Genomic DNA, 12,852 nt, shown 5'->3' on the forward strand with positions numbered 1-12,852 from the left:
TAAAGGGGGAGCCAACATGCCAGCTGTTCAATTGAAAAACAACGGAAAACTATACAGTAAGCTGCTGTTCACGATCACTTTGTGCATCGTGCTTACTCTAATGGTATCCTCCTTGTTTAATTTCTTCACTTACATGCAGATCGATTTGAAGAAAGCCTACCAGTCAGACGTCAGCAATCTAACCCAAACGAGTAAAGAAGTTATCAGTATGACCGAGAGCGCACAGTCCCTCTCCTTCCAAATCTATCGAACCTTCAGTGTCTCTAAGCTAATGTTCTACAATGACCCTAACATCTATGATGTTACGGCAGCGATGAACGAATTGAACAACTATTTGAACTCTATGCCGTTCATTGAATCCATTTATGTGTACAATTCGGCCAATGGCTTGTTTTACACTGCCAGCCGTCAAGCCGAAGGGGGCACGTTCAATAAAGAGGAGCTTGCGGATAAAGGGATACTTGATATTCTCGATAACTACCAGGAGTATCGTCCGTTCACGCCTATTCCGAGAACGTATAAAACGGTTAATCTCACCGGTGAGCAGTTAACGAAGGCTTATACCTATTTAGGTTATGATGCTATCGGTCGTACGCAGACGATTAATTCTGCTGTTATTATTAATATTTCTTCCGCTTGGATCAACAAAGACATTGGCGTCAATAAGAGCGACAGCGAGGGTAAATCCTATATTCTCGACAATCAGAACCTTCTGTTGTCCGGTGATACCCTTTTACCTAAAAAACTAAGCAACGAGGATAACCGCATCATTAATGAAAAGATTAAAAACAAAGAATCTGGTTATGTTGTTGCCGACTTTGACGGAAAGAAGTCTCTTATCTCGTATACTTCGCCCGATTCCTTGGACTGGCAATACGTACGTGTGACACCATACAAGCATGTAACTAAAGCTATTTATTCCATCCGAAATACAACGATCATGATTGCTGTCATCATTTTGGTCATCGGCTTGCTTATCTCGTGGCTGCTCTCTCTAATGCTGTATCGTCCTATTCATCAAATTATGAATAAGATGAATATTCTCGAAACAGAAAAACGCAACAGTTCCTATACCATTAGGCAAAATATGCTGCGCAGCCTTATCCAAGGCTCGCAATCGCTGCAAACAAACGCACAGCTGCAGAAGCTGATGGTCAGCGGAATCACTTTCGACTTTCATGCGCGTTACCGCGTCGTCCTCTTAAAAATTGACGAGCTCGCGGCTCTGAAGCAAAATCGCGGCGACGATATGCATGTCTATAAGTTTGCCATTATGAATATCGCTTCCGAGATTGCTCATAACGATTATCGTGTAGAAACCGTCGATATGGATGCCGATTATGTCATTATGCTTCTAGGTCGGCCCGACGAATCCGATGAGCTTGATGACGAGATGCTTCGAAACATGCTTGCCAAAATTCAGCGTTCCTCGTTGGACTTTTTGAAAATTGGTCTCTCAATTACGTATAGCCCTGAGGCCTATCAGGCACAGCAGCTCTCTACCCATTACAAGCTGGTGAAGGAGGCATCGCAGCATCGCTTGTTTTATGGTCTTGGCTCTTTAATTAACGGACAGGATATCATAGCTCTGAAATCGAAGGAATATATCTTCCCCGCTGACAAAGAGCGGAAATTAACCGATGCCTTAATGACCTCAAAGACCGAGGAAGCCAAAAAACTGTTTGCAGAAATCGTACAGGAGACGGCGCAATATCCGATCCATGTCGTTCAGCTCGCCATCTCGCATCTAACGATGACCGTCAACAATATTTTGTTCACGATTCAGAAAAACAACAGTCTGGACGTAGAGGCGAGCTTGAGCATCCATATTCCAACGCCGGATCATTTTGAAACGATTAATGAGCTTAATGAAGTTTTCTTCTCCTTATTCGATGACATTCAAATGAAGCTTTCCATGAAGCGCTCCACCAAACAAGGTGATCTAATTCGCAAGATTAACGATCTTATCCAAAAGGAATACGCGAACCCGAATCTGAGCCTGAACTGGATTGCCGATGAATTAGACATGTCCTCCATCTACTTGAGCCGGGTATATAAACAGCAGACGCTTGCTACTATTGTTGATGTCATTAATAATGTACGTATGGAACGTGCGAAGGAGCATTTGGAGAATACCGATTTGTCGATCGTAGATATCGCGGTAAAGAGCGGCTATACGAGCAGCTCCTACTTCCACCGAATGTTTAAGAAGAGCTTTGGCGTTACACCATCCGATTATCGTAAAACGAAGCTGGGCTAACACTATCTTCTCTCTGCAAATAATCGCAACGCAGTTCGATTCTTTATAATATACCCCTTTCATTTGCTTTATGTAGAGCAGAAAGGGGTATTTTATTATATTAGGCTAGTAATGCGTGTTTTTAACATAGAGCAGTAGTGCAAAGCCAGGTTTATTGATAAATGAGTAAAGTTCAGTTAGCATGTTGGTGAAGGCTATTTTAGTATATGGGGGTACAATGGAATGAAACAAAATAAATATGATGATTCAACTTTCTTCTCACAATATAAGGAAATGGCTCGTTCCACCCATGGACTTGAAGCTGCGGGAGAGTGGCATGTATTCAAATCCTTACTGCCAGACTTAAGTGGTAAAAGCGTGCTTGATTTAGGCTGCGGCTTCGGCTGGCATTGCCTCTATGCTCGTGAACAGCAAGCAAGCTCAGTCGTAGGTGTTGATATTTCTGAGAACATGCTGCAAAAAGCTCGGGAACAAACGAATGACGCCGCCATTACTTACATACAAATGCCAATTGAAGATATCGCATTCTCAGATTCTCAATTTGATATCGTTATCAGCTCATTAGCTTTTCACTATATCGAATCCTTTGAGGCCCTGTGCAAAAAGATACATGCTTGTCTAAAGCCGGGAGGCTCCTTCATTTTTTCAGTGGAGCACCCTATATTCACTTCTCGTGATGAACAAGATTGGCATTATGATGACCATGGAAACCGTCTGCACTGGCCAGTTGATCAATATCAGTCAGAAGGCTTACGCAAAACCTCCTTCCTAACCGATAATGTGATTAAATATCATCGCACCGTTTCAACATATATGAATGACGTTATTAGCGCCGGCTTTGAGTTAAAAGCCATTAAGGAACCAATGCCTTCGGAGGAAATGATGAATAACCCGCTGATGTTTGATGAGAATCGCAGACCAATGTTCCTGATTATCTCAGCGCAAAAAGCTTCCAACTAACATAGAAACATCACATTTATGATACGACTCAATCACCGATTGTTTTGATTCTTCGGTGTAATCGGCGCTTGAGTCGCGTTGGCTTCACCCTATCGAGCTCAGATGGTGTTATATACACAAAATAGCATTCAAACGTGTGGAAAATCACCGCTATATAAGCGGCACATTGTTGCTAACGAACTCAGATGGCGTTATTTGTGGCTTTTAAGACCAATTTGTTTTCTAACGAACTCAAGTCACGTTATTTACACAAAAATGCTTCCAAACATGTGGGAAGTCGCGAAATAAGCGGCATGTCGTTGCTAACGAACTCAGATGGTGTTATATGCCACTTTTAAGACCCATTTCTTTTCTAACGAACTCAAGTCACGTTATTCACACAGAATAGCGTTCAAACATGTGTAAAATCGCAAAATAAGCGGCGCTGAGTTCGTTAGATTGAAAAACAGTCAGATTTATCGCCAATAAGGTGTCTGGTGTTCGTTACGCGATTGTAGCATTCAGAGTTCATCTTTGAATGATGATGGTTGGTTCTGAGGCATTCGTTTTGCAGATTGTGTCATAACATTCAAACATGTGTGGGAAATCGCGAAACAAGCGGCACGGCGTTGCTAACGAACTCAGACCACGTTATTTTCCACTTTTGAGACCAATTTGTTTTCTAACGAACTTAAACCACGTTATTTACACAAAAATGCGTTCAAACGTGTGGAAAATCGCAAAATAAGCGGTGCTGAGTTCGTTAGATTGAAAAACAGTCAGATTTATCGCCAATAAGGTGTCTGGTGTTCGTTACGCTTGTAGCATTCAGAGTTCATCTTTGAATGATGATGGTTGGTTCTGTGGCATTCATTTTGCAGATTGTGTCGTGTGGTTTGCGGTTTGCGGTTTGTGGTTTGTGGTTTGTGGTTTGCGGAGGCAATTGTTCCATCGGCAACAAACCAATTAAAAGTAAAATGGCTGCCTAACGGCAGCCATTCGTATAATCAGGTCAACCAGAATCTTCTGGTTGGCCTTTTTAATATAATGTGCAATAGCACACTTAGGCAATCGTTCATCTTCTATGCTAACCAGTGTGTTGGACGAGTAAGCGTCGGCGGAATTTTTGTATCTTCATTCCCTTTGGCTGCGTTAAGCTGAAACTGCGTGAGAAAGAGACTTTTTGAGAGGTTTGCACCACTGAGGTCAGCGTCTCGAAAATCAGCTCCGATAAGGTCAGCCGCTCTAAGATCAGCATCTCTGAGGTCCGCAGCAATCAGATAAGATCCCCTTAAATTTGCTCCGATAAGATCAGCACCTCTAAGCTTAGCTCCAATGAGATCGGCGCCTCTTTCGTAGTTCTTCTTACGGCCTCGAGTGTTACTCTGCTTATTCGTGCGAAGGGCTTCCTCGCGTACAAGCTCACTTGCTTTAAGAAGCAGCTTGTTGATTTCCAAACGATGTGCTGTCACATTCAATTCCACCAGTGAATTTGGGTTCAGGCGAGTGAACCGTTCTGTCTCTTCGAGCATAAATCTAAGCTCATCGTGAATCGATTGCGTCGTTTCCAGTGCAAGCGCCTCGTTTAAATACCAAAGCAGCTCATGGATTTGCCGCATGACCCGGAATACCTCGAACATTTGCTCCGCGGTATCTGGTACCTGCCGCCAATCTTGTCCGTTATAGGTTACCTGTGAAACCTGTTGACCAGCTCCAAAACAATCGTAAACTGTACAACCTTTAAATCCCCGCTCCCTAAGACTTTGATGAATGCCACAGCGAAAGTTCGATTGCAAATTGCTGCATGGCTGACCGGCGTCTTTATCGATCGCAAAATCTATAGAAGCTGTGAACGGCAATGAAACACAGCATAAACCAAAACAATTCTCACAGTCAGCGTGCAGACTGCCTCTATTCCATTCAGGAATGTGTTGTGAAAATTCATGTATCACAGACAAAGCAAGACCTCCTAACCAAGACTTGGTGCAGTTAATTGAACACTTTTCTATATAATCAGATTGCATTTATTCCAGTTCTTATATCCTATTACTGTAAAATCCTTCAGTCAATACCGACAGCGCCACATGTGCACGGAAAAAATTATTTAAACTAAACTTTACCAGAATATCAGAAGTTTCGTATCGAAAAGCTATATTCTCACATGAAAAAAGGATACAGATCACGGCAACGTGTCTGCATCCCTTTTTATAATTCTATCCACTTATCATTTACCAGTCAAAAATTCCGTCGTGAATATCTCCTTGGCGTCGAACTTATTTTTGAGCAGCCCTAGATCAGCAAGCTGATTGATCAGCGTCGACCAACGCTCCTCTGTCATATAGCCAAATCCATGCTCAGCAGCATCCCCGCCATAAACAAATTCCTTCTGAGCTTGATCCTCAAAATCGATCGCATCAAGATCGATATTCGGGTTAGCTGCATGAATAGCAGCATTCACTTCCTTAGAAGTATCCTTATAGGACATCCAGCCCTCGGAGAAGGCAGCGACAAAATTTCCAACAGTCTCTTTATTTTTCTCCAAATACTCTTTTGTGACGAACAAGACTACATTGTATGGATTATAACCAGATTCGGAAATAAGCAATGTTTTTGTTTTTACGCCTTCCTTCTCCATGAAGAACGGCTCTGAAGTTAGGAATGCTTGAGTGACCGATTCTGGATCAGCAAGAAAATTGACATGCTGGCCGGTGTAGGTCATTTCTTTTGCTCCGCTCAAATCATATTTGCTCTTCAAAAAGTCCCAATACGTAATGCCCGGCTGAATAAATACGGTTCTGCCATTGAGGTCCTCGAAGCTATTTACCTCCGCACTTTCTTGAAACATGAACGCTTGCGGACTGCCTTGAAGCGCCGCTGCTACGACAACCAAATCAATCCCCTGATTTTTGGCGATAACGATTTGGTCCGCATGAGCAAGACCGAATTCCGCTTTTCCAGAAGCGACGATTTGCACAGCCGAAACCTGCGGGCCTCCCGGCTCAAGCGTAACATCAAAACCATGCTTTTCAAAAATCCCCTGCTCCTTGGCCGCATATACACCGCCATGCTGTGCCTTCGGGAACCAGTTCAGAACAAGCTTTGCTTTCTTCGTTTCTACAGGAGCTTTGGGCGCTTCTGTAGCAGCCGTTTCTGCAGTTTGTGAATTCTCTGTTGTACTTGCCGGTGTGTTATTTCCAGACTTCCCTCCACATGCTGCGAACAAGACCATCATTATCGTTAGCGATAAAGCAACTCCCCCGAATTTCATCCATTTCTTCATTTTGTCTCTCCTCCACTTTTTCTATTTATTTTCTTGTCTTCATCGCGGACTCATGCCATGAGCCCAGTACTCGCTTAGCGATCATGCTGACGATGAGATAGAAGCTGATGCCTAAAATAGCTGAAGCAATACCGCAAGCAAATAAAAAAGGTGTTTTCATCTGTACAGCAGCTATCGTTATGGCGTAACCGAGCCCGCCTTTGCCGCCCCCGATTCCCGCCACATACTCCCCTACAATGACTCCGACAATCGATAGGGTACACGATATTTTCAAACCAGCCATGATGTAAGGCATTGCAGCAGGTAAGCGAAGCTTCCACATTTTTTGCCACTTTGACGAATTGTATAGCGTGAACAACTCATCCATATTGGAATCCACTGAATTTAATCCCATTAATGTATTGGAGACAACAGGGAAAAATCCGATTAAAAAGGAGATAACAACGATAGAATTGTAGCCGGCGCCAAACCAGATTACGACAAGCGGCGCTACAGCAACAACGGGAATGGTCTGAAGAATAATGGCGTATGGATAAATGCTTCGCTCCATAATGAGAGAGCTGGCCAGCAATATGGAGATGAAGATACCGATCACCGCGCTAAGCAAAAAGCCTACTACCGACTCCAAAACAGTAATGCGCACGGCTTCCCACAAAATAGACCAGTCCTCGATTGCTGCTTTAAACACATCTGTCGGTTTAGGGAAAATAAAAGGTTTCATGCCAAGCCAAGCAGGTATGAGCTGCCAGAGCGCCATGACAAGAACAAAGGCCACAATCGGTCCTAGATAATAATGTTTGAATGTATATCCGAAATTTCGGCTTGTTTTCTTCACAACAACGGGCGTCTCAAGCTTAGGCTGCAAGGTTTCGAATGATGAGATCGACATTAACCCAGCTCCTTCCGAAGAGTGCCATGCTCCAAATAAGTTGAGGCAAGCTCAACATATTTACCGAAATCCCGCTCGGTTCGCATGCCAAGCGTTCTTGGATAAGGCAGCCGCACATTAATTAAAGCAGATAATTTTCCAGGACGTGCCGACATGACGGCAATCTTGGAGGATAGCAGAACCGCTTCAAACACATTGTGCGTCACGAACAAAACAGTCATTTTCTCACGTTCCCATATATCAAACAGCTCCATTTGGAGGGTTTGCCTTGTAATTTCATCTAGCGCTGCAAAGGGCTCATCCATGAGCAGGAGTTTTGGCTTCGCTGCTAAAGCGCGGGCAATGGAAACTCGCATTCTCATGCCCCCAGAAAGCTGCCTTGGATATGCTTTAAAATGGTCCTTTAAACCAACCATCTCCAGCACTTGTTTGGCCGCTTCTTTATTTTCTTTCATATTTCCACCTCTGAGCTCCAGAGGTAAAATGACATTGTCCAGCACAGTGCGCCACGGCAATAAATTAGCTTCTTGGAATACATAGGCAATATCGTTCGACTCACGGATCAGCTGCTTCGGCTCCTTGCCATTTACCAGCACACCACCAGAGGTAGCCTCCTCCAGCCCCGCTACCATTCGAAGCGCAGTAGACTTTCCACAACCAGACGGCCCTAGAAAGCTGATAAACTCTCCCTCTTTTATGGAGAAATGAACATCACTTAACGCGATGGTTCCAGTATTATATATTTTACTTACATGGTTAAAGGCTACGATTTCTTTCCCTGCCGCATCATTCACATCGTCTCCCCCTTTTCCGCTTAACAATCGTCAGATGATATTGGTTTTTATGTTAAGTTATATGACATATTATCATTCGAAATACCTAGGAACAATAGCTAAGTTAGCTAAAATTGGGCGCACATTATTGTGCAATCCAAATAAAACTAACTTAAATGCGTTATATTCATGGTGATCACAAAGTCATTCATGTTAGAAAACCTAACTTAAACTGACCATTTTTATAAAATGTAAACAAAAAAAGTGATCATCCAAAAAAAATCAGATGATCACTTCAAAATAATTAGCAGCATTAACATGTTCAATATGTGCGTTGATTGTGGAGATGGACATGATTTCTATCCCCACTCTTCTTTCCGCTCGCGTTCCACAGAAAAGAACTCTTTATTCATGACTGCTTTGGCATTATCATTGAATTTTAGTGGCAAACATTCAGCCAACGCACGAAAATAGGCAAACTAAAAAAGCCGAGCAGCAGTTAGATCCTGCACAGGCTCGACTTTTGGTTATGTTTAGTTAAAATTAATATCATTATTCCCAGCGGGTCAACACGATTGGACCTTCCTTCGTAATCGCCACGGTATGCTCAAATTGCGCCGCCCATGCCCCATCTCTAGTCCGAGCCGTCCACCCATCCTGTGCTATATATACGTCGGCTCTTCCTGCTGTAAGAATCGGCTCTATCGTTATCACCATGCCTTCTTCAAGCAAAATCCCCTGACCAGGCAAGCCATGATGCATCACCTGAGGAAATTCATGCATACTTCTGCCGATGCCATGACCAACAAAAGCTGTTACTACCTCAAAACCAGCTCTTTCCGCTCTTCTTTGAATCGCGTATCCGATGTCTCCCAGTCGATTGCCTAGCACAGCTTGCTTTATTCCATCTTTTAACGATTGCTCTGCTGCAAGGAGCAGCTTTTCTGTGGCTATATTCGTCTTGCCAATCGCATAGGTCCATGCTGAATCAGCCTTCCATCCGTCCAATTCAGCCACCATATCAATCGTAACAATATCACCGGCTTCCAGCGGCTCAGAGTCTGGAAAGCCATGGCAAACAACCTCGTTAACGGAGGCACACGTAGCAAATGGATATCCTTTGTAGCCTTTCTGCGCCGGAGTTGCCCCTCGATCCAGCATGAACCGCTCAACAAACCGGTCAATCTCCTGCGTGGTGACACCCGGCGCTATCCGTTTCGAGAGCGCTTTGTGACAGGCAGCGACAATACGGCCAGCTTTACGAATGCCCCGAATATGTTCCTTTGTCTTCAAATCCACTGCCATGTGTGTACGTACCTCCTCCAGGTTTTACGATAGTAAAATCCACTTCGAAAGCATAAGCCTAGGTTTTACGTAGTAAAATCCACTGAAAGCATAAGCCCAGGTTTTACGATAGTAAAATCCACTTCGAAAGCATAAGCCTAGGTTTTACGTAAGTAAAATCCACTTCGCAAACATATCCCGCCTATGACAACGAGTAGATTTGTCTATGTATAACTTATTCGAGAAAAGGGAGACACATGCCCATCAGATATGGCGAAATTATGATTTGAGGGGGGAAATATTCGTTGCACTATCGAGTGACCAAAAATAATCTGGGGTTAGTAGGATTGGTGGGAAATCCGCTTTTAGAAAAACCTAGCATCCTAAGTTTGCACGTCCTGTAAAAAACAAAAAGACTTTGCATCCTGCCTATAGACAGTTTACAAAGCCGTATCCTTCATGATGAGTCTAGCTGACCGAGGAGTTGATTCTGCACAATTCATTTTCCACCAATGTCGTTAATTCATCTTCGTAGCCCCCGGTAATCCGGTACTTTCGAATATACTCTTTAACAAATTTACGCGGGTCCTTGGGTTGAAAAATTCTCGTGAGTTCTTTCAGGCTTTCCTTGACTTCATTCTGGCTATGCTTCGCCATGAAATCTCCTCCCCTTTACGTTGGATGGTCGTCCTAAACAGCATTATACGAGACCGCATGCGGCGGTTACACCGCAAGAACCCCCACTCGGTGCAGGCAACTCCATGGCCAATGAGTCACAATGTTCGCATTTTTCTTACTATTATAACATTTAGGTTCAGAATATGAAAGTTAACAATTATTAATCTCTTGGCGCGGCTTTTTTGGATTTGGGCGGCTTCTTATGCTCAGAATCCCTTGCGGTTGTTATGCTAATTACGTTTGGAGGCGAGACATCAGCTGACTGGTGAGACGTAGATGAAAGCCGATCTTTACGAAACATTCTTAAATATGCGATCACGCCAATAATGGCGACCAAAATTCCGAATGCTAAAACCAATGTCGTTACCCAGCCCTGAACCATGTCCTCGCCTCCTTCCCATATTACTTTTATCGGTATATTACGCTTAATTATTAGCTCTGTTCCACTCGAACTATTTTTCCATAATTAGGTATTATTATATCGTACCAGAAGCAAGCAATCAACTTACGAAAATGTGAACTAAATGATCCGATACGCACCAATTCCGCAAACGAGCAGCTTGCCTACGTCATCCTTGACCTGCGCTTGCAGCGTCAGTGTACGTTCCGTTCGGTGAACCAGCTCTGCTTCGCAAAGCAGCACGCCGCCCTTGGCGCTGGCGAGAAATTGTGTGTTCAAATTTGCTGTTACCGCGCTTTTCTCAGGTGCTGCTAGCATAACCACAAGCCCCATCGCATTATCCATCAAAGACATCAGCACTCCGCCGTGAACGATGTTTAGCAGATTAAGATGCCGCTCAGTTGCATCCAGGCATATGGCCGCTTTGCTTGCGTTTGCCTGCACGATTTCACAGCCAAGCAACCCCCAAAAGGTGGCTTGCGCACGTTCTGCGAGCCTTGTCAGATGACCGGCTTGATCTGCCTGTTGAACAAACCAATCCTCATCCATACCGCTCACTCTCCCTTCTTCTCCGCCTTTCTCGCCTTTTCAGCCTCCGCCTCCTCCTCCTGCAGTTTTCGACGAAGCACTTTTCCGACCATCGTTTTTGGAAGCGTTTCCCTAAAGGAATAGTGGTGTGGCACCTTATAGGAAGCGAGCCGCTCTCTGCACCAACGGTCAAGCTGACTGCTTGATACTTGCCAGCCCTCCTTAAACACAATAAAAGCTTTTACCGTTTCGCCTCTGTACTCATCCTTCACACCAATCACTGCCGCTTCCCTTACGGCCGGATGCTCGAACAGTACCTCCTCCACTTCACGAGGATAAATATTAAAGCCGCCAGCGATAATAACATCCTTAATTCGATCCATAATCGTAAAATAACCATCTTCATCCATCGTAGCAAGGTCGCCAGTATGGAGCCAACCATCCCGCAATACCTGATCCGTTTCAGCAGGCTTATTCCAATATCCTCGCATGACCTGCGGACCGCGAACAATTAACTCCCCAAGCTCACCGATAGGCAATCTCTCACCGCTCTCAGGATCAATCACTGCCGCATCCGTATCCGGAAAAGGAATGCCGATCGTGCCGATTTTGCGTTTCTCCCATACCGGGTTGGCATGGGTGACGGGAGAAGATTCCGACAAGCCATAACCTTCAACAAGCCTTCCGCCAGTTAAAGCTTCGAACTTCTCCTGCACCTCTAGCGGCAAAGCCGCTGATCCGCTTACACACACATTAATAGAAGAAAAATCGATTTTTGCCGCGGACTTATGATGGATGAGTGCGACATACATTGTTGGCGCGCCTGGAAAAATGGTAGGTTTCTGCTGATTAATCGTTTGCAGTACCGTCTCTACTTCGAAGCGCGGAAGTAATATAAGCGTTCCCGCACGAAGTACCGACATATTCATTAATACCGTTAATCCAAACACATGAAACAGTGGCAGCGCCGCTAAAAATCTCTCTTTAGCATCCTCCGCTTTATAGCACCAAGTAGATATTTGTATCGTATTGGCAACGAGATTGCGATGAGTCAGCATCACTCCTTTTGGCGTTCCTGTTGTGCCGCCTGTATATTGCAGTGCCGCGAGATCAGACCCTTTTGCCGAATCAGGCAGTCTCATATCCGTATGCTTTGCTGCAAGCAGCTTCTTATAAGAAACGACGCCAAAGCTGCCATATGGAATATCTGCGCGAAAGCCCTCTTTTCGCTGTTTAAGAGGATAAAGCAAGTTTTTCGGAAACGGCAGCCCATCCTTAATCGATGTGATGATCGCATGCTTCAGCTGCGGCAGCGGACCCGACTCCGGCTGCTTGCCTCGAACCCGAGACAAGCGTGCATAAAGCAGATCAACCGTAATGAGAGCAACAGCTCCGCTATCTGCTAGCTGATGCTCAAGCTCCCGCTCCACATAAAGCGGATTTGTCTGAACAACGACGCCGCCTGCAAGCAGCACCCCATAAAAAGCAGCCACTGCCTGCGGGCAATTCGGCAGCATGATTGCCACCCGGTCTCCTTTGGCTATGCCAAGGGAAAGGAGACCATAAGCGAGATTAACCGCATTCTCGTGAAGCTCGCGGTATGTTAATATTTTGCCAAGGAAATGTACGGCAGGATGATTTGGATGATGATTAGCCGCATTTATTAAAAACTGGACGATGTTCTGATCGGGATAGTGCAGTGAAGGTGATACCTCTTTCGGGTAATGTTGAAGCCATGGGCGCGCTTGCTCTTCAGATTGAGTGGACGGTTGCTCGGGCAAAGACGGATCTTCCGGTCTGAGCGAATCCATTCATGCTCTC

11 protein-coding genes are annotated in these 12,852 nt (G+C 44.6%); 2 read left to right on the forward strand and 9 right to left on the reverse strand.

The genetic code is table 11. From position 1 onward, the window contains the following. Positions 1-16 precede the first annotated feature (16 nt). Complete coding sequence (locus tag ACIFSR_RS05310) at positions 17-2,260, forward strand: AraC family transcriptional regulator (protein WP_430055543.1); 2,244 nt, start codon at positions 17-19, stop codon at positions 2,258-2,260. A 222-nt stretch (positions 2,261-2,482) separates the two neighbouring features. Beyond that, positions 2,483-3,220, forward strand: a complete 738-nt coding sequence (locus ACIFSR_RS05315; protein WP_339206539.1) for a class I SAM-dependent methyltransferase — start codon at positions 2,483-2,485, stop codon at positions 3,218-3,220. A gap of 1,061 nt (positions 3,221-4,281) precedes the next feature. Here ACIFSR_RS05315 and ACIFSR_RS05320 read toward each other — a convergent pair. From ACIFSR_RS05320 to ACIFSR_RS05360, 9 genes are all read right to left on the reverse strand, one after another. Continuing rightward, positions 4,282-5,148 carry a pentapeptide repeat-containing protein gene (locus ACIFSR_RS05320; protein ID WP_430056188.1) on the reverse strand — a complete coding sequence of 289 codons (867 nt, stop codon included), beginning with the start codon at positions 5,146-5,148 and terminating at the stop codon, positions 4,282-4,284. 275 nt (positions 5,149-5,423) lie between these two features. Beyond that, on the reverse strand, positions 5,424-6,479 hold the full coding sequence (locus tag ACIFSR_RS05325; RefSeq protein ID WP_339206537.1) for an ABC transporter substrate-binding protein: 1,056 nt from the start codon (positions 6,477-6,479) through the stop codon (positions 5,424-5,426). A gap of 25 nt (positions 6,480-6,504) precedes the next feature. Beyond that, positions 6,505-7,368, reverse strand: coding sequence for an ABC transporter permease (locus ACIFSR_RS05330; protein WP_339206535.1), 864 nt, complete (start codon positions 7,366-7,368; stop codon positions 6,505-6,507). After that, positions 7,368-8,162, reverse strand: coding sequence for an ABC transporter ATP-binding protein (locus ACIFSR_RS05335; RefSeq protein WP_339206534.1), 795 nt, complete (start codon positions 8,160-8,162; stop codon positions 7,368-7,370). Before ACIFSR_RS05335 ends, ACIFSR_RS05330 begins: the two co-directional genes overlap by 1 nt. A 531-nt stretch (positions 8,163-8,693) precedes the next feature. Further along, complete coding sequence (gene map / locus ACIFSR_RS05340; protein ID WP_339206532.1) at positions 8,694-9,446, reverse strand: type I methionyl aminopeptidase; 753 nt, start codon at positions 9,444-9,446, stop codon at positions 8,694-8,696. 447 nt (positions 9,447-9,893) lie between these two features. After that, on the reverse strand, positions 9,894-10,082 hold the full coding sequence (locus ACIFSR_RS05345; protein WP_076268380.1) for a hypothetical protein: 189 nt from the start codon (positions 10,080-10,082) through the stop codon (positions 9,894-9,896). A 181-nt stretch (positions 10,083-10,263) separates the two neighbouring features. Beyond that, the gene (locus ACIFSR_RS05350) at positions 10,264-10,485 is read right to left on the reverse strand and encodes a hypothetical protein (RefSeq protein ID WP_076268381.1); all 222 of its coding nucleotides are present in this window, start codon (positions 10,483-10,485) and stop codon (positions 10,264-10,266) included. Positions 10,486-10,623: 138 nt separating this feature from the next. Continuing rightward, entirely contained in the window at positions 10,624-11,052 is a 429-nt protein-coding gene (locus tag ACIFSR_RS05355) for a PaaI family thioesterase (protein WP_430055549.1), read from the reverse strand. 5 nt (positions 11,053-11,057) lie between these two features. After that, entirely contained in the window at positions 11,058-12,842 is a 1,785-nt protein-coding gene (locus ACIFSR_RS05360; RefSeq protein WP_430055551.1) for a long-chain-fatty-acid--CoA ligase, read from the reverse strand. Between the last annotated feature and the right edge of the window lie 10 nt (positions 12,843-12,852).

Origin of the sequence: Paenibacillus sp. NRS-1760 (assembly GCF_050467785.1) — a bacterium.
Classification (GTDB): Bacteria; Bacillota; Bacilli; order Paenibacillales; family Paenibacillaceae; genus Pristimantibacillus.

What these genes read in the sequence shown, in the direction of transcription:
- ACIFSR_RS05310 (WP_430055543.1), top strand. Translation starts at nt 17, where the DNA reads ATGCCAGCTGTTCAATTGAAAAACAACGGAAAACTATACAGTAAGCTG.
- ACIFSR_RS05315 (WP_339206539.1), top strand. Translation starts at nt 2,483, where the DNA reads ATGAAACAAAATAAATATGATGATTCAACTTTCTTCTCACAATATAAG.
- ACIFSR_RS05325 (WP_339206537.1), bottom strand. Translation starts at nt 6,479, where the DNA reads ATGAAGAAATGGATGAAATTCGGGGGAGTTGCTTTATCGCTAACGATA.
- ACIFSR_RS05330 (WP_339206535.1), bottom strand. Translation starts at nt 7,368, where the DNA reads ATGTCGATCTCATCATTCGAAACCTTGCAGCCTAAGCTTGAGACGCCC.
- map (WP_339206532.1), bottom strand. Translation starts at nt 9,446, where the DNA reads ATGGCAGTGGATTTGAAGACAAAGGAACATATTCGGGGCATTCGTAAA.
- ACIFSR_RS05345 (WP_076268380.1), bottom strand. Translation starts at nt 10,082, where the DNA reads ATGGCGAAGCATAGCCAGAATGAAGTCAAGGAAAGCCTGAAAGAACTC.
- ACIFSR_RS05350 (WP_076268381.1), bottom strand. Translation starts at nt 10,485, where the DNA reads ATGGTTCAGGGCTGGGTAACGACATTGGTTTTAGCATTCGGAATTTTG.
- ACIFSR_RS05355 (WP_430055549.1), bottom strand. Translation starts at nt 11,052, where the DNA reads ATGGATGAGGATTGGTTTGTTCAACAGGCAGATCAAGCCGGTCATCTG.
- ACIFSR_RS05360 (WP_430055551.1), bottom strand. Translation starts at nt 12,842, where the DNA reads ATGGATTCGCTCAGACCGGAAGATCCGTCTTTGCCCGAGCAACCGTCC.